The organism is Variovorax gossypii (assembly GCF_003965815.1).
Classification (GTDB): domain Bacteria; phylum Pseudomonadota; class Gammaproteobacteria; order Burkholderiales; family Burkholderiaceae_C; genus Variovorax; species Variovorax gossypii.
The window spans coordinates 48383-75070 of sequence record NZ_RXOE01000006.1; the positions used below are offsets into that span (position 1 = coordinate 48383).

Here is a 26688-nt window from a genome sequence, read left to right on the forward strand (position 1 = left end):
AAAAGTGTAAATATGTTGTGCATCGCGGCTTTATGGGGTTGACACGTTTCAAAGAGTTGCGATCGCACAACGTCCGAATCGTCAGACGGAACGCGTGATGCCGCCGTCCACGCGCAGGTTCTGCCCGGTGATGTAGCCCGCGCCTTCCGACGCTAGAAAGCCGATGACGGCGGCGATCTCGCTGCTCTTGCCGTAGCGGCCCATCGGAATGCGCGAGCGGAACTCGGCCTTCTCGGGCAGGCTGTCGATGAAGCCGGGCAGCACGTTGTTCATGCGCACGTTCTTCGCGGCATAGGTGTCAGCGAAGAGCTTGGTGAAGGCCGCGAGGCCGGCGCGGAACACGCCGGAGGTGGGGAACACGGGGTCGGGCTCGAAGGCCGCGAAGGTGGAGATGTTGATGATCGCGCCGCCGCCCTGCTGCACCATGAGCGGCGCGACGAGCCGCGCGGGACGCACGGCGCTCAGCAGGTAGACGTCCATGCCGCGATGCCAGTCTTCGTCGGTGATGTCGAGGATGGGAGCGCGCGGGCCGTGGCCGGCGCTGTTGACCAGCACGTCGACACGACCCCACTGGGCCACGACCTTGTCGACGAGGCGCTTGAGGTCGTCGTTCGACTGGTTGGAGCCCGTCACGCCGATGCCGCCCAGCTCGGCGGCCAGCGCCTCGCCCTTGCCCGACGACGACAGGATGGCCACGCGGAAGCCGTCATCGGCGAGCTTGCGTGCCGCGGCGGCACCCATGCCGCTGCCGCCTGCGGTGACGATGGCTACTTTTTTCTGGTCTTCAGAAGACATTCGGGATTCCTTGGTTCATGCGAGAGCTCGCATTTAGCCAAGGATTCGGATCTCCTGCCAAGTGGAGACTTTCGGCGATGTCCGGGGGCATGCACAGGCCGCCGGGGACATTCGCGGAGCAAGGCACCCCGTCGGCGTGATCGCACCCCGAAAGAAAAAACTCAGACCGTAGGCAAGGTCGCCTGCATCGAAGCCCGCTGGTTGAACGCCTTGAACCACTTCGCGCTGTTAGGCGCCTCGGCGCGCCAGTCCACGGAAGGGAAGCGGAAGTCCATGTAGCCCAGCGCGCAGCCGAAGGCGATGGTACCGATGTCGACGCGGTCGCCGAATGAAGGGGCGGCGGTTTCCAGCCAATCGAGGCCGGTGCGCACCTTGGCGAGCTGGCCGTCGGTCCAGTCGGCCCAGCGCAGTTCCTCGGGGCGCAGCACGTTCTCGTAGCGTGCGAGCAAGGCGGCGCCGGTCATGCCGTCGGCAAGCGCCAATTCGGTGAGGCGGGCCCAGCGCTCCTTGCCGTCGGACGGGAACAGCTTGCCCGACTGCGTGGCATTGAGGTACTCGCAGATCACGCGGCTGTCGAACAGCACCTGGCCGTCGTCGGTGATGAAGGTGGGCACCTGGCCGAGCGGGTTCTTCGGGATGATGGTGGCGTCGCGCTTCACCGGGCCGGCCGCGCTCGGCAGCTTCTCGATGCGGTCGGCAATGCCGAGCTCGTGGGCCACGACCATGCACTTGCGCACGAACGGGGAAGCAGGAGAGAAGAAGATTTTCATGATGATGATGCTGGGAGCTTGTGTTTCAGAGCTGAGCCTCGGAGCCGTGCGCCAGATGCATGCCGGCCACCCAGCCGAAGGTTAGCGCGGGGCCGAGCGTGATGCCAGGCGCGGGGTACTCGCCGCCCATCACCGAATGCATGTCGTTGCCGGCCACGTAGAGGCCCGCGATGGGAGCGCCCTGCGTATCGAGCACCCGGGCGTTGCCGTCGGCGCGGATGCCGAGCGCGGTGCCGATGTCGCCCGGGTACACCTTCACCGCGTAGAACGGCGCCTTCTGCAGCGGGGCGAGGCAGGCGTTGGGCTGGTGCTCGGGGTCGCCGAGGTAGCGGTTGTAGGCGTCGCCGCCCTTGCCGAAGGCCGGGTCCTGCCCTTGCGCGGCAGGCGGGTTGTATGCGGCGACGGTGCGTGCAAGCCCGGCCGGGTCCACGCCCGCCTGCTTCGCCAGGTCCTGCAGCGTGTCGGCGCGGAAGAGATATCCCGCGCGCACCAGATGCTCGCGCGGCCGGCCGCCGGGCAATGCGAGGCCCAGGCCCCATTTCTCGACGAAGTCGCTGTCGCACACCAGCAGCGCCGGAATGCTCGTGGCCTTGCCGTTCGCGCGGTACATGCCGCGCACGAACTCGTGGTACGAGGTCGATTCGTTGACGAAGCGATCGCCGCGCGCATCGACCGCGATGAGCCCCGGCTTCGCGCGGTCCCACACCAGGTGCGGATAGCGCAGCACGCTGCCATCGGGCCGCGTGAGCAACGAGACGGGCGCCCACAGCGCCGGCCCCGCATGCCCGATGCCGAGCGTGCCGCCGGCCTCGCGCGCCATGGTGATGCCTTCGCCGACGTTGTCCTGCGGGGACATCGAATACGGACCAGTGGGTGCCGGATAGTGCTGGCCGCGCATCGCCGCATTCCACGGAAAGCCACCGGTAGCGACGACCACGCCGCGACGCGCATGCACGATGATTTCCTTGCCATCGCGGCGCAGCTTCACGCCGATGACCTTGCCGCCCGCGTCTTGCTCGAGCCCCAATGCCGGCGTGTCGAGCCAGAACGGAATGCCCTGCTTCAACACGCCGTGGAAGAGCCGTGCCGCCAGCGCATTGCCCAACAACACGCGAGTGCCGCGATGATGGCCGCTCAGCCTGTCGCCGAAATAGCGCAGCACCAGCTTCACGCCGTGCTTCCACGAAGCGAACGAACGCCAGACGCCGAGCAGGTGCTTCACGTCCGTCATGTTGACCATCATTCCGCCGAGCACGCAGAACTCGGGCAGCGGGTCGCGTAATGTCTTGAAGTGCGCGCCGAGCAGCCGGCCGTCGAACTCGATGGGGTCGAGCGAACGCCCGCCCATGGCAGCGCCTTCGCGGTCGGGGTAGTAGTCGGGCGAGTAGGTGCGTGCCGCGAGCTTCACGTCGGTGCGCTCGCGCAGGTAGCGCAGCGCGCGCGGGCCCGCGTCGAGGAAGGCGTGGCGCAACGCCTCGTCGCCGGCGGCGCCCACGGTGTTCTGCAGATAGGTCAGTGCCTTCTCGCGCGTGTCGGGATGGCCGGCTGCTTCCGCCTGGTCGTTGAGCGGCACCCAGACGGCTCCGCCCGAGATCGCCGTGGAGCCGCCGATGCGGTCGGTCTTCTCGACCACCAGCACGTCGAGCCCTTCCAGCTTCGCGGTGAGCGCGGCCGAGAGCCCGCCCGCGCCGCTGCCGATCACCACGACGTCGTACGTGGTCTTCTCATCTTGCTGCTGCGGCATCAGGCCCCCGAGCCGCCGAGCGACTTGCCGCCGTCGACGAAGAGCACCTGTCCGGTCACGAAGCAGGTCGATGGCGATGCGAAGAAGGCCACGGCGTTGGCGATGTCCTCGGGCCGGCCGGCCGCGCCCGTAGGTTGCAACGCGAGCTGCGCGGCCAGCCTCTCGGGCGTGAGCGCGCGCAGCAGCGGCGTGTCGATGAGCCCCGGCGCAATGGCGTTGACCATGATGCCGCGCGGCGCCAGTTCCATCGCGCTGGCGCGCGTGTAGCCCACCAGCGCGGCCTTCGAGGCCACGTAGTGCGGATGATTCTTCGCGCCCAGGTAGGCGCGCGAGGCGATGTTGACGATGCGCGCGCCATCGGCCATCTTGCGCGCGGCCTCCTGCGTGAGCGTGGCCACGGCAAGCAGGTTGACTTCGTACATGCGGCGGAAGTCGGCGGAGCTCACGTCCATGAACTTGCGCTCGTCGAAGATGCCCGCGTTGTTGACCAGCGCGGTGAGCGGCGGCAGCGCCTGCACCATCGCGCGCACGGCCGGCTCGTCGGTCAGGTCGATGGCACGACATTCCACGTCGAGGCCTTCGGCGCGCAGCGCATCGGTCTCGCGCTGCGCGAGCTCGCCGTTGTAGTCGGCCATCACCACGCGCCAGCCGTCGCGCGCCATGCGCTCGACGATGGCGCGGCCCATGCCGCTGGCGCCGCCGGTCACGAGGACGAGCGGCTTTTCTTCACTGCTGTTGTTCATGTTTGTTCCGTTGGAAGGCGGCCGTCAGACCGCCAGGTAGCCGCCGTCGACCGGCAGCACCACGCCGTTGACGTAGCTCGCCATCGAGGACGCGAGAAAGACGACGGGCCCGGCGATCTCGTCGGCCTCGCCGTGCCGCTTGACCGGCACGCGGCTCAGGTACCAGTCGGTGCCGTGCTCGGTCTCGCGCTGGCCGGCCGTCATGTCGGTGACCATCAGGCCTGGTGCCACCGCGTTCACGCGCACGCCGTACGGCGCGAGGTCGCGCGCCAGCACCTGCGTGAGCGAGCGCACCCCGCCCTTGGCCACCACGTAGCCGGCCGAGGAGATGCCCGCGCCGAAAGCCACGATGGACGAGAGGTTCACGATGTTGCCGTGCGTGCGCTTGAGCGCCGGCACGAAGGCCTGCGTCACGTTGAACACGCCCTGCAGGTTGACCGACATCACTCGGTCCCAGGCCTCGCGCGCGCCGGGCTCGTCGAACTTCGAGCGTGCCGAGATGCCGGCGTTGTTCACCAGGATGTCGATGTCGCCGTGCGATGCGGCGATGCGGGCCGCGAGCGCGTCCACCGCTGCAGCGTCGCTCACGTCGACGCTGTCGGCATCGGCACGGCCACCGGCCTCGCGGATCGATGCAGCCACTTGCCGGGCCACGTCGAGGTCGCGGTCCACCACCAGCACGCGCGCGCCTTCGGCCGCCATGCGGCGCGCGATGGCCTCGCCCAGGCCGCGCGCCGCGCCGGTGACGAGCGCGAGTTTGTCTTCGAGAAGCATGAAGTTTCCTTTTGCGAAGGCGCCGTCAGACGCCGAGGTAGGCGCGGCGCACCGCTTCGTCGTCGGCCAGTTGCGCAGCAGGGCCGTTCAGCGAGATCTCGCCGTTCTCCAGGATGTAGCCGTAGCTCGACACCGCCAGCGCGAGCTGCACGTTCTGCTCGACCAGCAGGATGGTGATCTTCTGTTCGCGGTGCAGCCGCTCGATGATCCCGAACATCTGCTCCACCAGCAGCGGCGAAAGGCCCATAGACGGCTCGTCGAACAGCATCACGCGCGGGCGCGCCATCACGGCGCGGCCGATGGCCAGCATCTGCTGCTCGCCGCCCGAGAGCGTGGCGGCCATCTGGCCCTGCCGCTCCTTCAGGCGCGGGAACATGCCGTACACCGCCTCCAGGTCGTTGCGGATGCCCGCGCGGTCGCGCCGCAGGTAGGCGCCGAGGTCGAGGTTCTCGCGCACGCTCATGTCGCGAAACACCTGCCGGCCTTCGGGCACCTGCACGATGCCGCGCTTCACCAGTGCGTCGGAGCCGAGGCGGTCGATGCGCTCGCCCGCGAGGCGCACCTCGCCCTCCGTGCAATCGACGATGTTCGAGATGCAGTTGAGCGTGGTGGTCTTGCCGGCGCCGTTGCTGCCGAGCAGCGCGACGATCTGCCCCTCGGGCACTTCCACCGACACGTTGCACAGCGCCTGGATGCGGCCGTACGCTGCCGAGATGCCGCGCAGCGACAACAGTGCTTCCTCAGCCATGCGCGGCTCCCTTTCCATTTCCCTTGCCCAGATAGGCCTCGATCACGCGCGCATTGCTGCCGATTTCCGAAGGCGTGCCCTCGGCGATCTTCTCGCCGAAGGCCATCACGGTGATGCGGTCCGAGATCGACATCACCAGCTGCATCACGTGCTCGACCAGCAGCACGGTGATGCCGTCTCTCGCCACCAGCTCCTTCAGCAGCCGGTCGAGGCTTTCGATCTCGCGGTTGCGCAGGCCGGCGGCGGGCTCGTCGAGCAGCAGCAGCCTGGGCTTGATGGCCAGCGCGCGCGCCAGCTCCAGCAGCTTCTGGCGGCCGAAGTCGAGGTCGCGCGCGGGCTGGTCGCGCTCGTCGGCCAGGCCCACGCGCTCCAGCAGGTGCAGGGCGTAGTCCTCGGTCTCGCGATCGGGCCGGCACAGCAGGCGTCCCAGCGTGCCGGCGGCACGCGCATGGGTGCCGAGCAGCACGTTCTCCAGCACCGACAGCTCGGCGAAGAGCTCCAGGTTCTGGAAGGTGCGCGCGATGCCCAGCGAGGCCATGCGATGCGGCGCCACGCGCGTGAGCTCCCGGCCCTCGAAGGTCACGCTGCCGCTGCTGGGCGTGTAGAAGCGCGAGATGCAGTTGAAGGTGGTCGACTTGCCCGCGCCGTTCGGTCCGATCAGCGCATGGATGCGGCCCTGCTCCACCTGGAACGAGAGTCCGTTCACCGCCTTGAGGCCGCCGAACACCACGCTGATGTCGCGCACGTCGAGGAATGCCGTCGCGCTCATCGCACGGCCTCCGCCGCGTTGACCGAGGTTGCGCGCTGCGCCTTGCGGCGCGCCGCGAACAGCGACGCCATGCCCTTGGGCAGGAACATCATGAAGAGCATGAGGATGCCGCCGTAGATGATTTCCTGGTACGACGGCGCCTGCCGCAGCAGTTCCGACACCAGTCCGAACACGATGGCACCCGCCACCGCGCCGCGCACCGAGCCGAGGCCGCCCACCACAACCATCGTGAGGATCAGGATGGTGGTCTGGAAGCCCAGGCTCTCGGGATGGATGAACGAGGTGAAGAGCGTGTACATGCCGCCCGCCACGCCCGCGAAGGCCGCCGAGAGCACGAAGGCAGTGACCTTCACCGCGCGCGTGTTCACGCCCATGGCCACAGCCGCCACGTCGCTCTCGCGCACCGCGCGGAACGACGAGCCCAGCCGCGAGCGCGACAGCGCCACCGTGAGCCACAGCATCAGCGCCGCGATGGCCACCACGAAGGGATACGCCTGCAGGTCGTTCATCAGCTGCAGTCCGCCCAGCGAAGCCGGCTTCATCTGCAGTCCGTTCGAACCGTTCGTCACCGACTCCCAGTTCAGGAACACCCACTGCATCGCCTCGCCGAAGGCGAAGGTGGCGAGTGCGAGGTAGATGTCGCGCATGCGCAGCGCCAGCAGGCCGATGACCCAGCCCAGCGCGGCCGAGAGCACCGCGCCCGCGAGGATCGAGACGAAGAACGGCGGCTGCCACTGGTTGTTGATGAGCCCGGCCGTGTAGATGCCGATGCCGAAGAAGGCCGCGTGCGAGAGTGCGAACTGCCCGGTCTCGCCGATGACCAGGTGCATGCCGAGCGCGAGCACGGTGAACACCATCAGCAGGTTGACCACGTACAGCACGTAGCCGCTGGTGGTGAATGGCAGCACCGCGAGCACCAGCGCCATGACCAGCAGCACCGCGCGGTCGCGCCACGGAGATGAAGAAGAAGCAGGAGACACGCTCATACCTTCTTCACCTGCGGCTTTCCGCCGAGCAGGCCTTGCGGGCGCACCAGCAGCACCACCATGATCGCCACGAAGGGCGCGACCACGATGGCGTTGGACGAAATGAAGAGCCCCACCAGGTTCTCGACGATGCCGATGATGAAGCCGCCCACCACCGCGCCCGGCAGGCTGGTGAAGCCGCCGACGATGGCGGCCGCGTAGGCCAGGATGGCGATGTGGCCGATGTCGGGCGTGATGAGGATCTTGGGCGTGATGAGCAGCGCCGAGATGGCCGAGATGACGCCCGTGAGCGCCCAGATCTGCATGCGGATGCTGCCGAGCTTCACGCCAACGATCTGCGCGCCGCGCGGGTTCATGCCCACCGCGCGCATGGCCTGGCCGGTGCGGGTGCGCGTGAACATCAGGTACAGCAGCACCATCGTCACCACCGCCGAGCCGAAGATGGCCAGGTCGAGCAGCGTGAGCGAGGCCTGTCCGATGGTGATCGGGTCCTGCGGCACCAGCGAGGGCAGCGAGCGCGGCGTGTCGCCCAGGCCGGTCTTGCGCACCAGGCCCTTGAGCAGGTAGGCGAAGCCCAGCGTGGCGATGACGAGCTGCACGCCCACGCCGCGCGAGGCGGTCACGCGCTGCATCACCACGCGCTGGAAGAGCGCGGCGAGCAATGCCGTGACCGCGATGCTCGCGAGCACCGCGCCCCAGTAGGGCCAGCCCCACACCACGAGCGGGAAGAGCGCGGCGTAGCCGCCGGCCATGAAGATCTCGCCCTGCGAGAAGTTCGGCACGTCGGTGGTCTTGAAGACCATGACGATCGCCACCGCGAGCAGCGCGTAGACGCTGCCGGTGACGATGCCGGACAGCACGCCCTGCTGCACGAAAAGCCAGATGTCGGAAAGGCTCATGGGTTCGCGGCCGTCCTCAGGGCTTGTACTTCCACACGCTCTTGTAGCTGCCGGGCACGAGCGTCATGTTGGTTGCGTCGAACTTGATGTAGATGGCCGCTTCCTGCGCGGCGCGGTCGTCGGGGCCGAACTCGATGGGGCCGGCCATCACGCCGGAGTCGAACTTCATCGTCGACAGCGCCGTGAGCACCTTCTCGCGCGTGGGGCTGGGCCCGGCCGCCTTCAGCGCGTTGACCACCGCCATGGCAGAAGGAATGCCGTAGGGCATGTAGGTCTGCGGGTAGCCGGGCTTGGAGGCCAGGTCGGGGTAGGAGGCCTTGTACATGTCGTACACCCACTTCAGCTTGGGACCGCCGGGCACGTCGGCCAGCACTTCCTGGATGTAGACGTTCTTGAAGGCGTCCTTGTTGCCGACGTTCTCCACCAGCTGCTTCAGGTCGGCGGTGGAGTTCACGGCCAGCACGATGGGCTTGTTGAAGCCGAGCTCGAAGGCGCGCTTGACGATCAGGCTCACGGGGCGCGCGTAGGTGGTGAGCAGCAGCACGTCGGGGTTGGCGGCCTTGATCTTCAGCATGGGCGCCGTGACGTCGGTGATGTTCGGGTTGACCGACTGCACCTGCAGGTCGATGCCGCCGAGCGCCTTGGCCTGCGCCTGGGCCGATTCCAGGTTCCAGCCGCCGTAGGCGTCGTCGTGGTTGATGTAGCCGATCTTCTTGGCCTTGAGGTGCTCGCTCGCGAACTGCACCATCGAACCGCCCACCGCGTGCTGCGAGATGGAGAACGCGCCGTAGATGTACTTCGAGGGCGGATACAGCGCGCCGTCGCCCGAGGCGTTGAGCATCACCAGCGGGATCTTCGCGCGCTCGACGTATTCGCGCGCGCCCACCACGGCGGCCGAGCAGGAGCCGCCGTTGAGCAGGAACACCTGGTCCTGCTCGGTGAGCTTCTTCACCGCGGCCAGCAGGTCGTTGGCGTTGCAGCGGTCGTCCTCCACCACGAGCTCGATCTTGCGGCCGTTCACGCCGCCTTCCTTGTTGACCTTGTCGTAGTACATCTTCGCGGCGTTGATGACGTCGAAGCCGTAGTTCATCGACGCGCCCGACATCGGCGAGAACATGCCGATCTTGATGGTCTTGTCGGTCAGGCCGGGCTCGGCCTGCGCGAGCGCGGCGGGCGAGGCCACGCAGAGCACTGCGCCCAGGGCCAATGCAGAAATCAGGAAGTTCTTTTTCATGAGCTGTCTCCGTTCGTTGGAATGAAGGGGTGAAGGACCGGTGCGTTGCCGTGTCACTGCATGCGGTAGCCGCCGTTGACGTCGATCACGTTGCCCGTGATGTAGGCCGCCTGTTCCGAGACCAGGTAGTCGACTGCGCCCGCCACGTCGTCCACCGTGCCGATGCGCCCGAGCGGGATGTTGGCGGCGGCCGCGTCGAGCGCGCCGCTGCTGCGCACGGTGCCGCGCAGCATGTCGGTGTCGATCAGGCCTGGCGCCACCGAATTGACGGTGATGCCCATGTGCGCCGATTCGCGCGCCATGGCCTTGGTGAGGCCCAGCACCGCCGACTTGGCACCGATGTAGGTGGCGCTGGAGCGGTAGCCGCCGAGCTGCGCCGCCACCGAGCCGAAGGTGACGATGCGCCCGTGCGCCACGGGCTTCGCCTCGCGGCGGCGCAGGTATGCACGCCCGCAGAGGAACACGCTGCGCGCGTTCACGGCGAAGGTGCGCTCCCAGTCTTCGAGCGTGGTGTCCTTGATGAGGGAGCGCTCGCCGCCCGGCATCAGCAGCACGCCGGCCACGCAGACCAGCGCGGCGACGGGGCCGATGCTGCCCTCGATGTCGTCGAACACGGCCTCGACGGCCGCTTCATCGCTCACGTCGAACTGGCGGAAGTGGTGCCCCTCGCCCAGCGACTGCGCCACGGCGCGCGCGTTGCCGCCGTCGATGTCGGCGACGACGACGCGATAGCCGCTGGCCGCGAGCCGGCGGCACACGGCCTCTCCGATGCCCCGGCCGCCGCCGGTCACGAGGGCCAGCCGGCCGTGGGGTTGTGCATGATGGTCCGCCATGGGCTGCAGGGTCTCCGGGCCGCGCAGGGGCGGCTTGAAAGTTGATCGAGGGCCGCATTGTGTATACATGAAATCATTCATGCGTCCTCGTTTACCCTAACAACTCGAACTATTCGTTCAATTTCACGGCATCATGTATACCTGACATGGACACACTCTCCCAACAAGTCACAGAGACGCTGCGCACCTGGATCCTTCACGGCAGGCTCTCGCCGGGCATGCGCGTGGAGGAAGTGCCGATCGCCGAAAGCCTCAAGGTGTCGCGCACGCCGGTGCGCGCCGCGCTGGCCGCGCTGGCGATGGAAGGGCTGATCGACCATCAGCCGAAGAAGGGCTACCTGGTGCGCGCCTTCGCGCTCGAGGACATCCTCGCGGCCTACGAGGTGCGCTCGGTGCTGGAGGGCCTGGCCTGCCGGCGCTTCGCCTCGCTGGGCGTGGACGAGCCCACCGCCGCCCTGCTGCGCGAATGCCTGCGCGAGGGCGACGAAATACTTGCGAAGGGAAAGCTGCTGGTGGAAGACCTGGCGCCCTACCAGCAGATGAACGTGAAGCTGCACAACACGCTGATGCACGGCGCGCGCAACCCGTGGGTGGTGCGCTTCGGCGCGCAGGCACAGGCGGTGCCCTTCGCGTCGGACCGGATCATGCTGTGGAACGACCACGGCGTGATCCTGCGTTCGCACGACGACCACCACCGCATCGTGCAGGCCGTGATCTCAGGCGACGCGGCCCGCGCCGAGCAGCTGATGCGCGAGCACGTGTACTACGCCGGCATCCTGCTGCGCGACAACTACCAGCGGCTGCTCGACGAGCGCAGCCGCGACGGGCTGCCGCCCACGCTCATCACGAACGAGCCGCCGGCTTCCTGATGCGCAGCATGCCCTCCTGCGCGGCCGAGGCCACGAGCCGGCCGTCGCGCGAATAGAGGCTGCCGCGGCACAGGCCGCGCGCGCCGCCCGCACTGGGCGAGTCGAGCACGTACAGCAGCCAGTCGTCCATGCGGAAATCGCGGTGGAACCACATCGCGTGGTCGAGGCTCGCGGGGCGCACCTGGCCGCTCATGAAGCTCAGGCCGTGCGGCAGCATGGCGGCGCGCAGCAGGCCGTGGTCGGAGGCGTAGGCCAGCAGCGCGCGATGCACCATCGGGTCGTCGGGCAGCGGCGCGATGGCGCGCATCCAGATGGCGCTCTGCGCCGAGGTCGGGCGCACCTGCGGTGCGATCAGGTCTTCGGGGTCTACGCGGCGGTACTCGATGCCGTGCGGCTGGATCGCCTTGGTGCGCCAGGGCTCCGGCAGGCGGTCGCCGAGCGCGATGCGCTGGTCGAGTTCGCTGATGAGGCCGTCGGGGCCATCCACCTCGGGCATGTCGAACTGGTGCTCGACGCCCTCGTCCACGGTCTGGAACGAGGCGGACATTTCAAAAATGATGCGCTCCTGCTGGCGCGCCACCACGTGGCGGGTGGTGAAGCTGCGGCCGTCGCGCACGCGGTCGACGCTGTACTCGATGGGCGCATGCTCGCCCGGCAGCAGGAAGTAGGCATGCATCGAATGCACCGGGCGCTCGGCGCCCACGGTGAGGCTCGCGGCCATCAGCGACTGGCCCAGCACCTGGCCGCCGAACACGGCTGGCGTGCCGATGTCCTCGCTCTGGGCCCTGAAGCGGTCGCCGCCCAGAGGCTCGAGCTGCATGAGCGCGACGAGTTCGTTGACGAGGCGGGAGGCGGTGGCGGGATCGGTGGTCATCGGGGAAGGAGGCAAAACTGTCGAAAAGGCAACCCTCGACCATAGCAAAGCCCGCGCCCGCGGGCTGTCGCGGGCCGGTCAGCTGCCTCCCGCCGCTCTCCCGCTACTCGGCTACTTGTAGAAGCACACGCCCATGAGGCGGGCGCGGCAGCCGTAGTCCGTGCCGCCCTGCACCACGCGCACCGGCACGCCGGACAGCAGCAGCGAGCCGTCGTCCGCATACACCAGCGGCGAAGGCGCGGCCTTGCTGAAGGGGGCGCTGAGCGTTTCCTGCTCGACGTAGCCCAGGTACTGCCGCCGGGAGAAGTCGACCGTGTCGGCCGACTTCAGCGGCACCGCCGCATAGCGCTTGCCGTAGACGGTGCCGAAGTAGCGCAGCGACGGCCCGGGCCGGTCGCCGTATTTCGCGTCGGTTTTGGCGAAGCCGGTCTGGATCAGGAAGGCCCGGTCTTCGGGCGTCAGGTCGGCGTCGAAAGCCATCAGCACGTACTGGCCCTCGAAGCTCTGGTTGCGCGCCACCTTGAACTCGCCCAGCAGCGCGGGCGTGACCTTGGTGCGCCCTTCCCAGCGCAGCAGCGCCGCCACGGAGGGATCGCCGTCGAACACGTAGTGGTAGTTCTCGCCGGCGATGGCGACCTTGCGGCCGTCCTTGGCCGCGAAGAAGCTCAGCAGCCGGTCCTTGCCGTGCACCGGCTCGCCTTCGGGAGTACTGGCGCAGCCGGCCAGCGAGAGGCCGATGGCGGCGCAGGACAGCGCCAGGAGGGTGCGACGCGCGGGTGTCGACAGCGAAGGGAAGTGCACGTTTCGTCCGGGGTTCGAGTTCATCAAGCCCCGGACTCTAGCGCGCCGCCGCGCTCAGCGGTCGAGGTCGACGCCGTCGGCGAGCAGCTTTTCCTGCAGCGCCGGAACGTCCACCTTCGCGAAGCTGCCGCCGCCCAGCGACGCCGCCGCCGTGCCCGCGGCCTGCCCCATGACGAAGCAGCCGCCGCTCGCGCGCGCGGCCGACTGGCCCTCGTGCGTCATCGACGCGCAGCGCCCGGCCACCAGCAGGTTGTCGAGCGCCTGCGGCACCAGCATGCGCCACGGCAGGTGGTTGTAGGCGTTGGCTTCGTCGCGCGGGAAGGCCCACTCGATGCGGCCGTCGGCGTGCATTTCCATGGGCCAGGCGTTCAGGCCGATGTTGTCGTCGAACTTCGCCGAGCCCAGGATGTCCTCGCGCCCGAGCGCGTACAGGCCCTGGATGCGCCGCGTCTCGCGGATGCCGACCTGCGGCGCGATCTCCACGATGGCCGACTGCGCGAAGCCCGGCACCTCGGCCTTCAGGAACCTGAAGTACTCCGTGATCTGGCGGCGGCCCTCGAGCTCGCCCTCGGTGAGCTCGCGCGCGTCGACGCCGTTCATCGCCCGGCCCTGCGAATTGCGGATCTGCGTGACGTTGGCGCGCCACTCGCGCGGGTCCTTGTTGGGCCGCAGGATCGCACCCTCGCGCGGGAACTTGTAGACGCCCGGCTTCTGCTGCTCGGCGCGAGCCATGAAGTCGTTGATGGCCTTGAACTCTCCCACCGCCTCCAGCGCAGCCGGCGCGTCGACCTGGCCGATGCGGAACATGGTGGTCGGGAAGAGTCCGCTGCCGTGGCCGTCGCCCACCTCGAAGGGCACGCCCGCGAAGGCGGCCACGTCGGCATCGCCGCTGGCGTCGATGAAGGCGTTGGCGCGAATGGCCTGGCGGCCCGACTTGGTCTCGACCACCAGTGCTGCGATGCGCTTGCCGTCGAGCACGACGGCGGCCGCAAGCGCGTGGAACAGCAGCTTCACGCCCGCTTCGCCGAGCAGCTGGTCGGCGGCGAGCTTGTAGGCCGAGGTGTCGTAGGAGCGCACGCAGATGCGCCCGCCCATGCCGTTCTGCGGCTGGTTCATGCCGTTGAGCGCGGCGATGCGGTCGATGAGTTCGTCGACCACGCCGCGCACCAGCTGCGTCATCTCGCCTTTGCGCTTGCCGTACAGGCCCGCGAAATTGGTGACGCCGCCGGCCGTACCCATGCCGCCGAGAAAACCGTAGCGCTCCACCAGCAGCGTGTTGGCGCCATGGCGCGCGGCGCTCACCGCGGCCGCAATGCCGGCGGGGCCGCCGCCGACCACCACCACGTCGTACTCGCCGAACACCGGCAGCGTGCGCGCCGGTTCATGCAATGTGGAAGTCATTCAAATAGATCCATGGATGTCTGTTCGGGAAACACCACGGATCCGGCTTTGCCGGTCCGTCGGTGTTGCCCCCTGCAAGGGGGTTGGCGAAGCGACACGAAGTGCGCGAAGCCTGGGGGTGTGCTCACTGCAACTTGATGCCGCGGGCGGAAATGATCTTGGTCATGATGGCGGCCTCCTCGTTCACGCGCGTACGCATGCCGTCCGGCGAGGTGCCCACGGCCTGCCAGCCCTGCTCGAAGAGCTTGCGGCGCACGTCGGGGTTCTTCATCACGGCTTCGAGTTCGCGGCTGATGCGCGCCTGCGCCACCTTCGACAGGTTGGCCGGGCCCAGCAGCGCCACCCACACCTCGAGGTTGAAGTCCTTCACGCCGGCGTCGGACAGCGGCGGGATCTCGGGCACCAGCGCGCTGCGGCCGCCCGTGAGGCCGATGGCCTTGAGCTTGCCGGCCTTGATCTGCGGCATGGCCACGCCCGGCGGGATCAGGCCCATCTGCACCTGGTCGCCCAGCATCGCGGTGATGACCTGCGGGTTGCCCTGGTAGGGCACGTGCTCGGGCTTGAAGCCGGGCACGCGGGTCTTGAGCAGTTCCATGCCCAGGTGGCCGACCGAGCCGATGCCCACCGAGCCGTAGTTCCACTTGTCGCCGGCCTTGCGGCCTTCGTCGAAGAAGGCGGTGCCCGAGGGCAGGTTGTTCTGCGCCACCAGCACCAGCGGGGCGGTCGCGATCAGCGAGAGATACGTGAAGTCCTTGACCGGGTCGTACGGCAGCTTGGGATACAGCATCTTCGACGACGTGAGGTTGCCGTTGATGACGAGGCCCAGCGTGTGGTCGTCGTTGGCCTTGGCCACCTGGTCGGCCGCGATGTTGCCCGAGGCGCCGGCCTTGTTGTCGACCACGATCGGCTGGCCCAGCGCCTTCGACAGCGGCTCGGCGATGGTGCGAGCGGCGATGTCGGGCGTGGAGCCGCCGGGGAAGCCCACCAGCAGGCGGATGGGCTTGGTCGGCCAGGCGGCGTTCTGTGCGCTGGCGCTCAGGGGCAGCGCGGCAGCGGCGGCCAGGCCGCAGGCGATCAAAAGGGCTCTCTTGGTGGCGTGCATGAAGGGAAAGTGTGAAAAAGTTGTCAAAAACCTGAGAGGGCCAGCTTAACTGCCTGAGAAGACACCGGGCAAGCCGAGCCCTCCGCTATTCGAGGCTGATGTTGCCCCTGCGCACCAGCTCGCCGTACACCTTCGACTTGGCCTCGGCATTGCGCTCGATTTCCTCGGGCGACCATGCGAGCGGCTCGAAGGCGAAGGTGTCGAAGCGGGCGCGGATCTCGGGATCGGCGATGACCTTGGCCACGTCGGCATTGATCTTCGCCTTGATGGCCGCCGGCACGCCCTTGGGCGCGAGCAGCGACACGAAGGAATTCACCTCCAGCGATGCGGGTCCGCCCGCCTCGGCCATGGTCGGCACGTCGGGCATCTGCGGGATGCGCTTGCTCGCCGCGACCGCGATGTAGCGCAGCTTGCCGGCCTTGTAGATGCCCTGGCTCGACGGGATGCTCGCGAAGGCCCACGGCACCTCGCCGGTGCCCACGTTGGAGTAGAGCTGCGACACCTCGCGATACGGCGCGTGGCGCATGCGGATGCCGGTGAGTGCCTCAAGCTGCTGCGCGCCCAGGTGGCCCGGGCTTCCCACGCCCCACGAGCCGTAGACGATGCCGTCGGGGTTGGCCTTGGCGGCGGCGATCAGGTCGCCCATGTTCTTCCACTTCGACTCGGTGGCCACGGCCACGAAGAAGGGCGTGCGAAAGAGCGATGCCACCGGGTCGAAGTGCTGCAGCGTCACGAAGTTGCGCGACTTGTACAGGTGCGGCAGCGCGGCGATGTGCTCGCTGTCGAGCTGCAGCAGCGTGTAGCCGTCGGGCGCGGCGCGGCGTGCCTGGTCGATGGCGATGAAGCCGCCGCCGCCGGGCCGGTTGTCGACGAGCACGCGCTGGTTCCACAGGCGCGAGAGCTTGTCGGAGACGAGGCGCAGCACCGCGTCGGGGCCGCTGCCGGCGGCGAAGGGCGTGACCAGGGTCACGGGCTTGCTCGGGTAGTCGGAAGCCTGGGCCAGTGCCCCGGCAGTGGCCGTCAGGGCCAGGAAGCCCGTCAGCAGCGCGCGCGAAAAGTTCATGTCTCTTGTCTCCTGGGCCTTCGGCCTCGATGGTTATGAATTGCTGAAAGAAAACTGCTTCAGTGCGGCGAGAGCGCCGCAACGGCTTCGGCGACGGCCGCGCCCGAAGGACGCAGCGACTCGGGCGCGTCGTCCAGGCAGCGCTCGGGCCGCCAGGCATAGAGCCATTCGACCGCATCGTAGAAGCGCTCGGGCGTGCGGCCCGGCCAGAGGCTGTTGCGCACGAGGCGTTCCACGCCCTTGGCGTGATAGAGCCGCCCCATCTCGCGCACCGACAGCACCACGCGCGCCGTACGGGCGACGCGCGCCGCCTCGTAGAGCTTGAAGGCGGCGGGCATGTCGAAGCCGCAGGCCTTCACGGCCTCGCCGAGCGTCACGGCGTCCTCGAGCGCCATGCACGCGCCCTGCGCGAGGTACTGCATCATGGGATGCGCCGCGTCGCCCAGCAGCGTGGCAGCGCCTTCGCTCCAGCGCTCGACCGGATCGCGGTCGGCGGTGCTCCAGCGGCGCCACGAGGTCGGGCGATCGAGCAGCTGGCGGGGGCGCGCATGCACGCCCTCGAAGTACGAGAGCACCTCTTCCTTGCTGCCGTCGGTCACGCCCCACTCTTCCTTCTCGCGGCTGTGGAAGGTGACGACCAGGTTGTATTGCTCTCCGTGGCGCAGCGGGTAGTGCACCAGGTGGCAGTTGGGGCCGGCCCAGACCACGGGTGCGTTCCAGCGCAGGTCGGCCGGCATGTCGGCCGCGGGCACCACTGCGCGATACACCACATGGCCCGACACGCGCGGCGCATCGCCGATGAGCTTGCCGCGCACCACCGACTTCACGCCGTCGCATCCCACGATGGCGTCGGCCTTGAAGCTGCGGCCGTCGCGGGTGACAGCCGTCACCGCGTGTGCGCCCTGCCCACCCAGGTCGATGGACTCGACCTGCGCCGAGGTGTGGAAGCGGATCAGCGGATGCTGCTTCACCGCCTCGTGGATCGCACCGTGCAGGTCTGCGCGATGGCTCACCGCATACGGATTTTTGAAGCGCGCGCGGAAGGCCTCGCCGACCGGCACCGAGGCCACTTCGCCGCAGTCGACGGCGTCCATCATCACCAGCCGGTCGGTGAACACCGAGCCCCGGCGCACTGCCTCGCCCACGCCCAGCGCGTCGAGCGCGGCGAAGGCATTGGGGCCGAGCTGCAGGCCGGCGCCGATCTCGCCGATGGTGGCGCTCTGCTCGAGCAGGTCGATGGAAACGCCCAGGCGCGCGAGCGCCAGCGCGGCGGCCATGCCGCCGATGCCGCCGCCGACCAGCAGCACGGTGGGAGGGTTCTTCGATGGAGTCATGGCGGGCCCGCGCTTTCCGGAGGATTCAGTCAGTCGATTCGGACGGTCAGCGAAGGCAGGCGCTCGATGCTCACCTTGATGGTCTGGCCCGGCTTCACCGCGCCCACGCCCTCGGGCGTGCCGGTGAAGATCAGGTCGCCGGGCTGCAGCGTGAAGAGCGTCGAGAGGTTGGCGATGACTTCGTTCACCGACCAGATCAGGTGCGTGATGTCGCTCTTCTGGCGCACTTCGCCGTCCACTTCGAGCACGATGGCGCCGGCGTTGATCTCGCCCACGTCGGCCAGCGTGCGCAGCGGCGCGATGGGCGCGGAGAAATCGAAGGCCTTGCCGATTTCCCACGGGCGGCCCTGCTCGCGCATCTTCATCTGCAGGTCGCGGCGGGTCATGTCCAGGCCCACGGCGTAGCTGTGGATGTGGCTGGCGGCCTGCTCGACCGGGATGTTGGCGCCGCCCTTGCCGATGGCGACCACCAGCTCGGCCTCGTAGTGGTAGTTGCCGGTGAGCGGCGGGTAGGGAATGGACGCGCCCTTGCCGTCGAACACGGGCACCACGGAGGCGTCGTCGTTCGGCTTGCAGAAGAAGAAAGGCGGCTCGCGGTCGGGGTCGAAGCCCATCTCGCGCGCATGCGCGGCGTAGTTGCGGCCGACGCAATAGACGCGGCGCACGGGGAACTGCTGGTCGGAGCCCACGATGGGCAGGCCGACGATGGAAGGAGGCGTGAAGACGAAGGACATGGGAGGCTCCTGCCGCTCGGGGCGGCACACGGTCAAGAAGAAAGAAACGGCAAGAAAGAACGATCGCCCGGGCTTCAGGCGTCTTCGAGGAAGGCTTCGCGCAGGATGCCCATGGCCTGCTGCACGGGGCGGTCGGAGAAGCTGAAGAGCACGGCGTCTTCGCCCGGCGACGACAGCTTCAGCGGCGCCCACGAGGGCACGACGAAGGTGTCGCGCGGGCCGAACGCGAAGCGCTGGCCGGCGATCTCGGCCGTGCCGTGGCCTTCGACCACGCTGTACACGGCGCCGTCGGTGGCGCGGTGCGTCTTGCCCGCGAAGCCCTTGGGAAGCAGTTGCAGGTTGGTCGAGATGGTCGGCATCGGCGAGCCGCCCGTCAGCGGGTTGATGTAGCGCAGCTTGTGGCCCAGCCAGGCGTCGGGCACTTCCTGCTTCTGCAGTTGCGCCAGCGCCTCGCGGCTGCGCGCATAGGGGTAGTTGAAGATCGGCGAGGTGGCCGATACGTGGTCGTGCCGCACCGGCACCATGTTGTGGCCGAAGCGCGCGAGGCTGTTGCCCTCGGGGCGCGAGACGTGCTGCACCTTGGAGTCGTCGTTCTCGGCGAAGCCGGCGTCGAAGAAGCGCAGCATCGGGATGTCGAGGCCGTCGAGCCACACCACCGGCTCCACGCTGCCGCCGATGCCCTCGTTGCCATGGTCGTGCCAGGCCCACGAGGGCGTGATGATGAAGTCGCCCGGGTACATGGTGGTGCGCTCGCCGCCCACCGTGGTGTAGGCGCCCTTGCCGTCGACGATGAAGCGCAGCGCCGACTGCACATGGCGGTGCGAAGGCGCGACCTCGCCCGGCATGATGAGCTGCAGGCCCGCGTAGAGCGACTGCGTGATCGACGAATTGCCGGGCAGCGCCGGGTTCTCCAGCACCAGCACGCGGCGCACGGCCTCCTCGGCGGTGATGAGATCGGCCGACTGCATCAGCAGCGGGCGGATCTCGTCGTAGCGCCACAGGGCGGGCACGCAGGGCGTCTGCGGCTCGCGCGGCACGAGTGCGTGCAGCGACTCCCACAGCGGCGTGAGGTGCAGCGGGCGGATGCGGTCGTAGTAGTCGCGGCGCTCGGCCGCATTCGAGGGGGCGGGTTTCATGGGGCGGGTGTCTCCGTTGGCGGCATTGTTGGCCCGCACCACTATTTCCTCAAGACCGACAGCCAATACACGGAATTCGAAATTTCGATAATGGTGTCTTTTGCCGTAAGCAAGCAGGAGTCCCGCATGTCGAAGCTCGATCTCGAATGGCTCGCCGTGTTCGACGAGGTCTACAAGACCGGCAACGTCTCGAAGGCGGCCGAGCGGCTGGGCATGGCGCAGGCGGCGGCCAGCACCGCGCTCAACAAGCTGCGCGCCCACTTCGACGACCGCCTCTTCACCCGCACCGCGCAGGGCATGCAGCCCACGCCGCACGCCGAGCGCATCTACCCGAACCTGCGCGAGGCGCTGGCCCAGCTGGCGCAGGCCCAGGGCAACCGCAGCAGCTTCGATCCCGCGCAGGCGCAGCGGCGCTTCCGCATCTGCATGACCGACATCAGCGAAGTGGTGCTGCTGCCCGGCCTGCTCGACCACCTGCGGCGGTCGGCGCCCGGGGTGCACATCGAGACGGAGATCATCTCCACGATCAGCGGCCGGCGGCTGCAGGACGGCGAGGTCGACCTCGCCGTGGGCTTCATGCCGCAGCTGGACGCGGGCTTCTACCAGCAGACGCTCTTCATGCAGAACTTCGTCTGCCTGGCGGCGAAGAACCATCCGCGCATCGGCACGAAGCTCACGCGCAAGCGCTTCGAGGCCGAGGCGCACGCGGTGGTGTCGACCTCGGGCACGGGGCACGCCATCGTCGACACCACGCTCGCGCGGCTGGGGCTGAAGCGCAACGTGGTTGTGCGGCTGTCGAGCTTCCTGAGCGTGGCGCGCATCGTGGCGCAGACCGAGCTGCTCGTGGTGGTGCCGCGCATCCTGGGCAAGGTGCTGGCCACGCAGGAGCCGGTGAAGCTGCTGGAGCCGCCCTTCGCGCTGCAGGACTACGCGGTGAAGCAGCACTGGCACGAGCGCTTCCACGCCGACCCGGGCAACGCCTGGCTGCGGCGCACCATGGCGCAGCTGTTCAGCGGCAGCTAGCCGGGCGTATGCGCCCGGACGACGGGCGGCGTCCGGAAGCGGGTGCCCGCTCGCATAATCGCGGCTCCCCACTTCATAGTCACAGCCATATTCACCAAAGGCGGCCTCCCATGTCCTCGATCACCCTGCGCTTTCTTGCCGAACCCAGCACCGTCAACTTCGGCGGCAAGGTCCACGGCGGCACCGTCATGAAGTGGATCGACGAAGCGGGCTACGCCTGCGCCACCAGCTGGGCCAAGCGCTACTGCGTCACCGCCTTCATCGGCAGCATCCGCTTCCACCGGCCGATCATGATCGGCGACCTCGTCGAGGTGGAGGCCCGCCTCGCCTACACCGGCAACACCAGCATGAACATCTCGGTCGAGGTGCGCAGCGGCGACATGAAGGGCGGCGCGATGGAGAAGACCACCGAGTGCCTGATCGTGTTCGTCTCGGTCGACTCGCACGGCCGGCCGCTGCCGGTCGAGGCCTACGTGCCCGGCACCCCCGGCGAAATGGCGCTGGCCGAGCGCGCCAAGGCGCACCTGGACGCGAGCCGCGCGGCCGGCGGCACGCCCTGATACCGCGCTTCACGGCATGACCCCGTAGACGCGAAGCTCTAATGAAGAGCGCGCCGGGCGGCTAGAGTCAGGCGATTGTTTGCAAGCAAAGGAAGAAATCGCATGGCTACCCAGGACGACGACAGCAACGGCAAGGCCGCCGACCGCATCAAGGATTCCGCCCAGCAGATCTGGCTTGCCGGCCTCGGTGCCTTCGCCAAGATGCAGCAGGAAGGCAGCAAGGCCTTCGAGGCGCTGGTCAAGGACGGCGCGGGCATGCAGAAGAAGACCCAGCAGGCCGCCGAGGAAACCCTGGCCCAGGCCCAGCAGCGCATGGCCGGCTTCGCCAGCGAGTTCGGCACCAAGGCCGCCGGCCAGTGGGGCAAGCTGGAGAACATCTTCGAGGAGCGCGTGGCGCGCGCGCTCGAGAAGCTCGGCGCGCCGAGCGCCGCCGACATGGCCGCGCTGCAGGCGCGCGTCGAGGCGCTCGAGGCCCAGCTGAAGAAGTCGCAGCAGACCGCAGCGCCCCGCAAGACCGCGGCGCGCAAGACGACAGCCCCCGCGGCCAAGAAGACCCTGCGCCGCAGCAAGGCCAGCTGAGCGGCCCGCATTGCGGCGCTGCACAAGAAACCAGCGCCGCAAAACATGTCCCGCACCGTTCATGGTGCGGTGCACATACGCTAGAGTGCTCCCAAGAGACCACGAGACAACCGGGGGCACCAGCATGGCAAAGAAGGCGCCACGCCGAACAGCGCAACGCATCCTCGAAGCCGCATTGGATCTGTTCAACCGCTTCGGGGAACCGAACGTCTCGACCACGCTCGTGGCCAGCGAGCTCAACATCAGCCCTGGCAACCTGTACTACCACTACCCGGCCAAGGAAGAGCTGATCAACAAGCTCTACGAGGCCTACGAGGCCGAGCTCGACGAACTGCTGCACGCCAGCGAGGGCGTGCACGACGTGGAGGACGCGTGGTTCTTCATGCACAGCCTGTTCGAGCTGATCTGGCGCTACCGCTTCCTGTACCGCGACCTCAACGACCTGCTCAGCAAGAACCGCCGGCTGGAGACGCAGTTCCAGCTCGTGCTGAAGAACAAGGCGCGCGCCATCCGCCAGCTGATCGCCGGGCTGAGCCGCGCGGGCCACCTGGAGATCGACGTGCACGAGGTCGACACGCTCGCGCAGAGCATGGTCGTGGTGCTGACCTACTGGCTCAGCTACGAATACGTGCGCAACCCGCGCGAGGCGCTGGAGCCCGAGCATGCGCAGGGCGCGCTGATGCGCGGCGGCCTCCATGCGCTGCACCTGCTGGCGCCCTACCTGGGGCGCGAACAGAGAAGGCATCTGCTGGCGCTCGGCAATGCCTACAACGGCGAAGACCCCGGCAACAGCAGCAGTGCCGGCGCCGCGGCTTCCCCTGTCGATATGGCGGTCTAGAACCATGCCCCACCACGATTTCAAACCGCTCTCGCTGATGTCGGCCGGTGCACCCAACGCCAATGCCGACACCGAACACTGGACCCCCCTTCCCTGGGCCGACTCTCCCCGCTACGACGCGCGCAGCGTGCTGCCCCACTGGCCGCGCCTGCATGCCGGCCACGAACTGCCGCTGCCTGCCGAGGGCTCGGCGCTCGCCGAAGGCTGGGCGCTGTACCACAGCGGCGAGTTCGAACGCGCCGCCGCCATCGGGCTGCAGCAGGGCGCCGAAGGAATGGCGCTGGCCAACCAGGCGACGGCGATCTACGCCAACTACCTCGAGCCGCGCGAATCGATACGGCTCGCGATGTTCCGCCAGGTGATCGAGCGCGCGGGCGCGCAGGCGGCCGCCGAGCCCGACAACTGCCAGGCGCTCTACTGGCAGTCGTATGCGCTGGGCCGGTACAGCCAGGGCATCAGCGTGGCGCGCGCGCTGGCGCAGGGCCTGGGCAGCAAGCTCAAGGGCGCGCTGGAGCGCGTGATCGAGCTGCAGCCGCGGCACGCGGACGCGCACCTCGCCCTGGCCTCCTTCCACGCCGAAGTGATCGACAAGGTGGGGGCGCTGGTCGGACGCATGACCTACGGCGTGCGCTCGGAGACTTCGATCGAGCTGTTCGAGCGCGGGCTCGAGCTGCACCCCCACTCGGCCGCCGGAATGATGGAATACGCCCGCGCGCAACTGATGCTGCATGGCGAATCGCGCATGGGCGAGGCGACGCGGCTCTATGAAAAGGCGGCGGAACTCAAGCCCGCGGATGCGCGGGAACGGCTGGATGTGGAACTGGCGCGGGCGGGGTTGAGAGACTGACTTGGTACCGCCATGTACCGCACGATTTAAGATGCGTGCTTTCCGCTTTTCATCACCCTGAACGCCATGTCCGATCTCAACGCCCAGTTCGAAGCCGCCCAGGCCAACTCCAAGCTGCTCGCCGAGCGCCCCGACAACCCGACGCTGCTGAAGATCTACGCCCTGTTCAAGCAGGCCACCGAAGGCGACAACACCGCCAAGAAGCCCAGCTTCAGCGACGTGGTCGCGCGCGCCAAGTGGGACGCGTGGACGGCCCAGAAGGGCGCGAGCGCCGACGAGGCCAAGCAGAAGTACATCGACCTGATCGAATCGCTGCGCGGCTGACAGACAGCCCCTCGGCTCAGGCCGGCAGCTTCGTGTCCGTGAAGCGCCGGATGGGCTGGGCGAACGCGAGGTCCGCGCCGTCGAGCACGTCGCGTCCCGCGAGGCTCTCGAAGCCGAGCCCCGTTTCCGCCTCGATGAACGCCAGCGGCCGCTGCGAGGTGCCGAAGTCCTCGAGGTCGCGCGCCACGCCTGAATCCAGGTACCTGCCCTGGCTCATCAGGTAGGCGATGGCGGCGAGTTCGCCGGTCGCTTCGCTGACGAAGGCGACCACTTTCCAGAAATCGCGCGGTATCCGTATGCTGAATCTCTCGGGGTCGTCCGGCCGCAGGATCGGGCCGGTGAAGACGCTGATGCGCTTGTCGTCGCCCTGCGCGTTGCCGAGCACGTAGTCTTCCAGGTCGCCCCACAGCCCCTCGTTGAACGGCTGCCATTGCGGGCAGGCGTTGGTGGCGAAGAAGGTGTCGATGTTGGCCTTGCGGGCCGTCGCCAGCGGGCCCCAGTTCGGGTCCTGCCTGCGCGTCATGTGGCCGCGGGAGAACTTTCCTTCCTGCCCGGGGCCGTAGGCCTCGCGCAGCATCTGGTGCTCCTTGGCGATGCGGCCGTCGTAGCTCCAGGTGTCGTGGCGCGGGACGTTCTTCGACTTCGAGCCGTCGATGTTGCAGGCCGAATAGAGCGGCATGCGCCGGGACATGCACTGCACGGTGCTGAAGTGCTGGTACCTGAGCTCGACGCTGCCGTCCTCCAGCCTCGCGATGTCGTCCATGGAGATGGGCTCGCCGATGGAAGGCAGCGCCACGTGCGCGTCCCGCCCCAGGAAACCGGCCGAATAGCCCTGGCGGCCCTCGAAGAACTCCGGCGGCTTCGGCGTCGCCGCGACGCGCTGGATGCCGGCCCACGAGTCGCTCACGACCTGGATGTCTGCATCGGACATGGAAAAGCTCCCTCCAGAAAGACGCCGGGGCCGTCTTCGGCCCCGGTGGATGCGTGCTGCGCGATCACTTCGCCAGCTTGGCGCGCGCGTTCTTCAGATTGAAGGCAGGCTTGCGGATTTCCGCGAAGGTGGGCTGGGACACCGCCCACTCGGGGTTCTGCTCGAGCGCGGCCAGTTGCTCCTCGTCGACCTGGGCTTCCAGCAGGGTGCTGGTCTTGGCCGTCAGGACGACACCCGGCACGCGGCGGCGCAGCCGCGCCTTCGCCGACAACTTCTTGCCGGGGCTGCCTGTGTAGGTCAACACGACGCTGGTCACTTCAGAACTCCAAATCCTTCGTACTCGGCCGGCCAACCCACCCTTTGCGCCGTCTGCGACAGCATCCTGACGATGGCGTCGGCCTTTTCAGGACCGTTTTGCATGGTAAGCAGCTTCGGATTCCCTGACAACAGACGGGCCGCCATGCCCGAGGAGTACGGCGTGGCCATCGAGGTGCCGGACATCATCGCGTACCTGCCGCCCGGAAAGGTCGACAGCACCGCCACGCCGGGGCCGATGAAATCGGTGGAGAGCCCATGGTTCGAGAACTCGGCGACGAACTCCTTCTTCCGGCGGATCTCGCTTTCCTGGAAGCTCTCGGGGCAATCCGCCGGAAACGTCCCGTCGCGCCCCATCGCGCCCACGGCCAGGGTGTGGCTGTAGCGGGCGGGAAAACGCAGCAGCGGCTGGCCGTCGTTGCCGGTGGCCGCGAACACCACCACGCCGGCATTGCGCGCCTTCTCGAGGATGTCGGGCATCTCCGGCATCGGCTCCAGGCTGCCCATGCTGATGTTGACGATGTGGCAGCCGTCGGCGATGGCGCGGTCGAGCGCGCTGGCGATGTCGGTCGATTTCGCGCGCCCGCGCTCGCCGCTCTTCGGGCAGACGCGGTAGGCCATGAGCCTGCAGGCCGGCGCGAGGCCGTGGATGCCGGTGCCCTGCGCCATCCGGCCCGCGATGATGCCGGCCACGTGCGTGCCGTGCCCGATGCCGTTGTCCAGGAAGTCGGCCGGGTTCTCGCCGGTGACGAAGCAGCCGCCGCCGGCCACGGCGATGTCCGGATGCGGCCCGACGCCGCTGTCGATCACGCCCACCGTCACGCCCGCTCCCGCCTGGGGGTCGTAGGGCGCGTAGTGCGCCAGCAGCCGAAAGGAATCTGGTGCCAGCGGCAGCGCCCGCACGTCCAGCCGCTTCGGCGCAGCCGTCCGGTCGAAGCCCTTGAGGAAGACGGACCAGTGCGTGTGCTCCGGCTCGACCAGGATCATTTCGACGCGCGGATAGAGCACGGGAATCCCGATGCTCGCGATGCCCTCCTTGTCGGTCACCGCCGGCACGTGGGCACCGTCCCAGTCCACGAGCGCCTTGACCCGCACGCCCGCCACGGGCTTGCCTTGCGGATCGGCAAGGCGCAGCTCGAAGCGCTTGACCTTGGTTCCCGCCGCGACCTGGATCGCGCTGGCTTCCAGCTCGTCGCCCAGCGGCCGGATGTACTGGAGATACGCCCACGCGGCCGGCGCGATGCGCAGCCCGGGCGTGTTTCGCCGCATCGCCAGCAGCGCGGCCGAGTTGGCGCTCATCACCGACACGCCCTCGACCTGCTTGAGGAGCTTCATCCGGGGGATGCCGCGGCCCTCCACCCGTTGCCCGATCGCGTCCGCCGAATTGCCCAGGTTGATCGCGCTCAGCGTCGCCAGCTCCGCGCCGCCGGCCGCCGCGCTGCGCGGGGGCCAGACGATGACGTCGTCGGAAAACTTGGGCTCCACCGCCATGCGGCGCAGGCGCAGCACCTGCAGCAGGCGCTCCAGCTTCTGCTCGTCCGACTTCGACAGCTCGCTCTTCACGGGCTGGTGGTGGATGCGCCTCGGCGCCTCGCGTCGCTCGTTCGCTGCTGCAGCCATGGACTCTCTCTCCTTGTTGCCGGTTTATCGCACGAGGGCCGT

29 protein-coding genes are annotated in these 26688 nt (G+C 68.3%); 7 read left to right on the top strand and 22 right to left on the bottom strand.

Annotation, left to right across the window (positions count from 1 at the left end; genetic code table 11):
• Nucleotides 1–81 precede the first annotated feature (81 nt).
• The 11 genes from EJP69_RS20850 to EJP69_RS20900 form a co-directional block, all read right to left on the bottom strand.
• Nucleotides 82–795, bottom strand: a complete 714-nt coding sequence (locus tag EJP69_RS20850) for an SDR family oxidoreductase (protein WP_093209100.1) — start codon at nt 793–795, stop codon at nt 82–84.
• A 161-nt stretch (nt 796–956) separates the two neighbouring features.
• Nucleotides 957–1565 (bottom strand): glutathione S-transferase, encoded by a 609-nt coding sequence (locus EJP69_RS20855; protein ID WP_126472372.1) that lies wholly within the window; start codon nt 1563–1565, stop codon nt 957–959.
• Between the two features lie 25 nt (nt 1566–1590).
• Nucleotides 1591–3309: an FAD-dependent oxidoreductase gene (locus tag EJP69_RS20860; RefSeq protein WP_126472373.1), complete on the bottom strand. Its 1719-nt coding sequence runs from the start codon at nt 3307–3309 to the stop codon at nt 1591–1593.
• Nucleotides 3309–4052, bottom strand: a complete 744-nt coding sequence (locus EJP69_RS20865) for an SDR family NAD(P)-dependent oxidoreductase (RefSeq protein WP_126472374.1) — start codon at nt 4050–4052, stop codon at nt 3309–3311. The genes EJP69_RS20860 and EJP69_RS20865 overlap by 1 nt, the downstream gene beginning before the upstream one ends.
• Before the next feature lie 24 nt (nt 4053–4076).
• A complete protein-coding gene (locus EJP69_RS20870; RefSeq protein ID WP_126472375.1) occupies nt 4077–4826 on the bottom strand; it encodes an SDR family NAD(P)-dependent oxidoreductase in 750 nt (249 codons plus the stop codon).
• Nucleotides 4827–4851: 25 nt separating this feature from the next.
• A complete protein-coding gene (locus tag EJP69_RS20875; protein ID WP_126472376.1) occupies nt 4852–5574 on the bottom strand; it encodes an ABC transporter ATP-binding protein in 723 nt (240 codons plus the stop codon).
• Nucleotides 5567–6343, bottom strand: a complete 777-nt coding sequence (locus tag EJP69_RS20880; RefSeq protein ID WP_126472377.1) for an ABC transporter ATP-binding protein — start codon at nt 6341–6343, stop codon at nt 5567–5569. Before EJP69_RS20880 ends, EJP69_RS20875 begins: the two co-directional genes overlap by 8 nt.
• The gene (locus tag EJP69_RS20885) at nt 6340–7329 is read right to left on the bottom strand and encodes a branched-chain amino acid ABC transporter permease (RefSeq protein WP_126472378.1); all 990 of its coding nucleotides are present in this window, start codon (nt 7327–7329) and stop codon (nt 6340–6342) included. The genes EJP69_RS20880 and EJP69_RS20885 overlap by 4 nt, the downstream gene beginning before the upstream one ends.
• Entirely contained in the window at nt 7326–8228 is a 903-nt protein-coding gene (locus EJP69_RS20890) for a branched-chain amino acid ABC transporter permease (protein ID WP_093301412.1), read from the bottom strand. The genes EJP69_RS20885 and EJP69_RS20890 overlap by 4 nt, the downstream gene beginning before the upstream one ends.
• Nucleotides 8229–8244: 16 nt before the next feature.
• Entirely contained in the window at nt 8245–9462 is a 1218-nt protein-coding gene (locus tag EJP69_RS20895; protein ID WP_126472379.1) for an ABC transporter substrate-binding protein, read from the bottom strand.
• A 53-nt stretch (nt 9463–9515) separates the two neighbouring features.
• Nucleotides 9516–10295 (bottom strand): SDR family NAD(P)-dependent oxidoreductase, encoded by a 780-nt coding sequence (locus EJP69_RS20900; RefSeq protein WP_093209126.1) that lies wholly within the window; start codon nt 10293–10295, stop codon nt 9516–9518.
• 146 nt (nt 10296–10441) lie between these two features.
• Here EJP69_RS20900 and EJP69_RS20905 point away from each other — a divergent pair, with 146 nt between their 5' ends.
• A complete protein-coding gene (locus EJP69_RS20905; protein WP_093301408.1) occupies nt 10442–11164 on the top strand; it encodes a GntR family transcriptional regulator in 723 nt (240 codons plus the stop codon).
• On the opposite strand, the gene EJP69_RS20910 is transcribed toward EJP69_RS20905, so the two are convergent.
• The 8 genes from EJP69_RS20910 to gtdA all read right to left on the bottom strand — a co-directional run bounded on the left by EJP69_RS20910 (nt 11139) and on the right by gtdA (nt 19609).
• Nucleotides 11139–12038, bottom strand: a complete 900-nt coding sequence (locus EJP69_RS20910; RefSeq protein ID WP_126472380.1) for an acyl-CoA thioesterase — start codon at nt 12036–12038, stop codon at nt 11139–11141. The genes EJP69_RS20905 and EJP69_RS20910 overlap by 26 nt on opposite strands.
• A gap of 111 nt (nt 12039–12149) precedes the next feature.
• Nucleotides 12150–12839, bottom strand: a complete 690-nt coding sequence (locus EJP69_RS20915; protein WP_240652251.1) for a hypothetical protein — start codon at nt 12837–12839, stop codon at nt 12150–12152.
• Between the two features lie 54 nt (nt 12840–12893).
• Nucleotides 12894–14240 (bottom strand): FAD-dependent oxidoreductase, encoded by a 1347-nt coding sequence (locus tag EJP69_RS20920; RefSeq protein ID WP_126472381.1) that lies wholly within the window; start codon nt 14238–14240, stop codon nt 12894–12896.
• A gap of 124 nt (nt 14241–14364) precedes the next feature.
• The gene (locus tag EJP69_RS20930) at nt 14365–15342 is read right to left on the bottom strand and encodes a Bug family tripartite tricarboxylate transporter substrate binding protein (RefSeq protein ID WP_093209139.1); all 978 of its coding nucleotides are present in this window, start codon (nt 15340–15342) and stop codon (nt 14365–14367) included.
• Nucleotides 15343–15427: 85 nt separating this feature from the next.
• Nucleotides 15428–16405 carry a Bug family tripartite tricarboxylate transporter substrate binding protein gene (locus tag EJP69_RS20935; protein ID WP_093209142.1) on the bottom strand — a complete coding sequence of 326 codons (978 nt, stop codon included), beginning with the start codon at nt 16403–16405 and terminating at the stop codon, nt 15428–15430.
• Nucleotides 16406–16464: 59 nt separating this feature from the next.
• A complete protein-coding gene (locus EJP69_RS20940) occupies nt 16465–17739 on the bottom strand; it encodes a 3-hydroxybenzoate 6-monooxygenase (protein ID WP_126472382.1) in 1275 nt (424 codons plus the stop codon).
• A 29-nt stretch (nt 17740–17768) separates the two neighbouring features.
• Nucleotides 17769–18473 carry a fumarylacetoacetate hydrolase family protein gene (locus tag EJP69_RS20945; protein ID WP_126472383.1) on the bottom strand — a complete coding sequence of 235 codons (705 nt, stop codon included), beginning with the start codon at nt 18471–18473 and terminating at the stop codon, nt 17769–17771.
• A gap of 74 nt (nt 18474–18547) precedes the next feature.
• On the bottom strand, nt 18548–19609 hold the full coding sequence (gene gtdA / locus EJP69_RS20950; protein WP_126472384.1) for a gentisate 1,2-dioxygenase: 1062 nt from the start codon (nt 19607–19609) through the stop codon (nt 18548–18550).
• Nucleotides 19610–19735: 126 nt separating this feature from the next.
• Between gtdA and EJP69_RS20955 the strand changes: the two genes are divergently transcribed.
• The 6 genes from EJP69_RS20955 to EJP69_RS20980 all read left to right on the top strand — a co-directional run bounded on the left by EJP69_RS20955 (nt 19736) and on the right by EJP69_RS20980 (nt 23780).
• A complete protein-coding gene (locus EJP69_RS20955; RefSeq protein WP_093301396.1) occupies nt 19736–20632 on the top strand; it encodes a LysR family transcriptional regulator in 897 nt (298 codons plus the stop codon).
• Nucleotides 20633–20742: 110 nt separating this feature from the next.
• Nucleotides 20743–21192, top strand: a complete 450-nt coding sequence (locus tag EJP69_RS20960) for an acyl-CoA thioesterase (RefSeq protein ID WP_093209153.1) — start codon at nt 20743–20745, stop codon at nt 21190–21192.
• Between the two features lie 102 nt (nt 21193–21294).
• Nucleotides 21295–21771 carry a phasin family protein gene (locus EJP69_RS20965; RefSeq protein WP_126472385.1) on the top strand — a complete coding sequence of 159 codons (477 nt, stop codon included), beginning with the start codon at nt 21295–21297 and terminating at the stop codon, nt 21769–21771.
• 124 nt (nt 21772–21895) lie between these two features.
• Nucleotides 21896–22609 (top strand): TetR/AcrR family transcriptional regulator, encoded by a 714-nt coding sequence (locus tag EJP69_RS20970; RefSeq protein ID WP_126472386.1) that lies wholly within the window; start codon nt 21896–21898, stop codon nt 22607–22609.
• A 4-nt stretch (nt 22610–22613) separates the two neighbouring features.
• Nucleotides 22614–23456, top strand: a complete 843-nt coding sequence (locus EJP69_RS20975) for a tetratricopeptide repeat protein (protein ID WP_126472387.1) — start codon at nt 22614–22616, stop codon at nt 23454–23456.
• Between the two features lie 66 nt (nt 23457–23522).
• On the top strand, nt 23523–23780 hold the full coding sequence (locus EJP69_RS20980) for an acyl-CoA-binding protein (RefSeq protein WP_093301393.1): 258 nt from the start codon (nt 23523–23525) through the stop codon (nt 23778–23780).
• Nucleotides 23781–23796: 16 nt separating this feature from the next.
• Here the strand turns inward: EJP69_RS20980 and EJP69_RS20985 are convergent, their stop codons facing one another.
• The 3 genes from EJP69_RS20985 to EJP69_RS20995 all read right to left on the bottom strand — a co-directional run bounded on the left by EJP69_RS20985 (nt 23797) and on the right by EJP69_RS20995 (nt 26646).
• Nucleotides 23797–24711 carry a DNA/RNA non-specific endonuclease gene (locus tag EJP69_RS20985; RefSeq protein ID WP_126472388.1) on the bottom strand — a complete coding sequence of 305 codons (915 nt, stop codon included), beginning with the start codon at nt 24709–24711 and terminating at the stop codon, nt 23797–23799.
• A 64-nt stretch (nt 24712–24775) separates the two neighbouring features.
• Entirely contained in the window at nt 24776–25015 is a 240-nt protein-coding gene (locus tag EJP69_RS20990; protein ID WP_126472389.1) for a hypothetical protein, read from the bottom strand.
• A gap of 8 nt (nt 25016–25023) precedes the next feature.
• Nucleotides 25024–26646, bottom strand: coding sequence for a S8 family peptidase (locus EJP69_RS20995; RefSeq protein ID WP_126472390.1), 1623 nt, complete (start codon nt 26644–26646; stop codon nt 25024–25026).
• Nucleotides 26647–26688 lie beyond the last annotated feature (42 nt).

What these genes read in the sequence shown, in the direction of transcription:
- EJP69_RS20850 (WP_093209100.1), bottom strand. Translation starts at nt 795, where the DNA reads ATGTCTTCTGAAGACCAGAAAAAAGTAGCCATCGTCACCGCAGGCGGC.
- EJP69_RS20855 (WP_126472372.1), bottom strand. Translation starts at nt 1,565, where the DNA reads ATGAAAATCTTCTTCTCTCCTGCTTCCCCGTTCGTGCGCAAGTGCATG.
- EJP69_RS20860 (WP_126472373.1), bottom strand. Translation starts at nt 3,309, where the DNA reads ATGCCGCAGCAGCAAGATGAGAAGACCACGTACGACGTCGTGGTGATC.
- EJP69_RS20865 (WP_126472374.1), bottom strand. Translation starts at nt 4,052, where the DNA reads ATGAACAACAGCAGTGAAGAAAAGCCGCTCGTCCTCGTGACCGGCGGC.
- EJP69_RS20870 (WP_126472375.1), bottom strand. Translation starts at nt 4,826, where the DNA reads ATGCTTCTCGAAGACAAACTCGCGCTCGTCACCGGCGCGGCGCGCGGC.
- EJP69_RS20875 (WP_126472376.1), bottom strand. Translation starts at nt 5,574, where the DNA reads ATGGCTGAGGAAGCACTGTTGTCGCTGCGCGGCATCTCGGCAGCGTAC.
- EJP69_RS20880 (WP_126472377.1), bottom strand. Translation starts at nt 6,343, where the DNA reads ATGAGCGCGACGGCATTCCTCGACGTGCGCGACATCAGCGTGGTGTTC.
- EJP69_RS20885 (WP_126472378.1), bottom strand. Translation starts at nt 7,329, where the DNA reads ATGAGCGTGTCTCCTGCTTCTTCTTCATCTCCGTGGCGCGACCGCGCG.
- EJP69_RS20890 (WP_093301412.1), bottom strand. Translation starts at nt 8,228, where the DNA reads ATGAGCCTTTCCGACATCTGGCTTTTCGTGCAGCAGGGCGTGCTGTCC.
- EJP69_RS20895 (WP_126472379.1), bottom strand. Translation starts at nt 9,462, where the DNA reads ATGAAAAAGAACTTCCTGATTTCTGCATTGGCCCTGGGCGCAGTGCTC.
- EJP69_RS20900 (WP_093209126.1), bottom strand. Translation starts at nt 10,295, where the DNA reads ATGGCGGACCATCATGCACAACCCCACGGCCGGCTGGCCCTCGTGACC.
- EJP69_RS20905 (WP_093301408.1), top strand. Translation starts at nt 10,442, where the DNA reads ATGGACACACTCTCCCAACAAGTCACAGAGACGCTGCGCACCTGGATC.
- EJP69_RS20910 (WP_126472380.1), bottom strand. Translation starts at nt 12,038, where the DNA reads ATGACCACCGATCCCGCCACCGCCTCCCGCCTCGTCAACGAACTCGTC.
- EJP69_RS20920 (WP_126472381.1), bottom strand. Translation starts at nt 14,240, where the DNA reads ATGACTTCCACATTGCATGAACCGGCGCGCACGCTGCCGGTGTTCGGC.
- EJP69_RS20930 (WP_093209139.1), bottom strand. Translation starts at nt 15,342, where the DNA reads ATGCACGCCACCAAGAGAGCCCTTTTGATCGCCTGCGGCCTGGCCGCC.
- EJP69_RS20935 (WP_093209142.1), bottom strand. Translation starts at nt 16,405, where the DNA reads ATGAACTTTTCGCGCGCGCTGCTGACGGGCTTCCTGGCCCTGACGGCC.
- EJP69_RS20940 (WP_126472382.1), bottom strand. Translation starts at nt 17,739, where the DNA reads ATGACTCCATCGAAGAACCCTCCCACCGTGCTGCTGGTCGGCGGCGGC.
- EJP69_RS20945 (WP_126472383.1), bottom strand. Translation starts at nt 18,473, where the DNA reads ATGTCCTTCGTCTTCACGCCTCCTTCCATCGTCGGCCTGCCCATCGTG.
- gtdA (WP_126472384.1), bottom strand. Translation starts at nt 19,609, where the DNA reads ATGAAACCCGCCCCCTCGAATGCGGCCGAGCGCCGCGACTACTACGAC.
- EJP69_RS20955 (WP_093301396.1), top strand. Translation starts at nt 19,736, where the DNA reads ATGTCGAAGCTCGATCTCGAATGGCTCGCCGTGTTCGACGAGGTCTAC.
- EJP69_RS20960 (WP_093209153.1), top strand. Translation starts at nt 20,743, where the DNA reads ATGTCCTCGATCACCCTGCGCTTTCTTGCCGAACCCAGCACCGTCAAC.
- EJP69_RS20965 (WP_126472385.1), top strand. Translation starts at nt 21,295, where the DNA reads ATGGCTACCCAGGACGACGACAGCAACGGCAAGGCCGCCGACCGCATC.
- EJP69_RS20970 (WP_126472386.1), top strand. Translation starts at nt 21,896, where the DNA reads ATGGCAAAGAAGGCGCCACGCCGAACAGCGCAACGCATCCTCGAAGCC.
- EJP69_RS20975 (WP_126472387.1), top strand. Translation starts at nt 22,614, where the DNA reads ATGCCCCACCACGATTTCAAACCGCTCTCGCTGATGTCGGCCGGTGCA.
- EJP69_RS20980 (WP_093301393.1), top strand. Translation starts at nt 23,523, where the DNA reads ATGTCCGATCTCAACGCCCAGTTCGAAGCCGCCCAGGCCAACTCCAAG.
- EJP69_RS20985 (WP_126472388.1), bottom strand. Translation starts at nt 24,711, where the DNA reads ATGTCCGATGCAGACATCCAGGTCGTGAGCGACTCGTGGGCCGGCATC.
- EJP69_RS20995 (WP_126472390.1), bottom strand. Translation starts at nt 26,646, where the DNA reads ATGGCTGCAGCAGCGAACGAGCGACGCGAGGCGCCGAGGCGCATCCAC.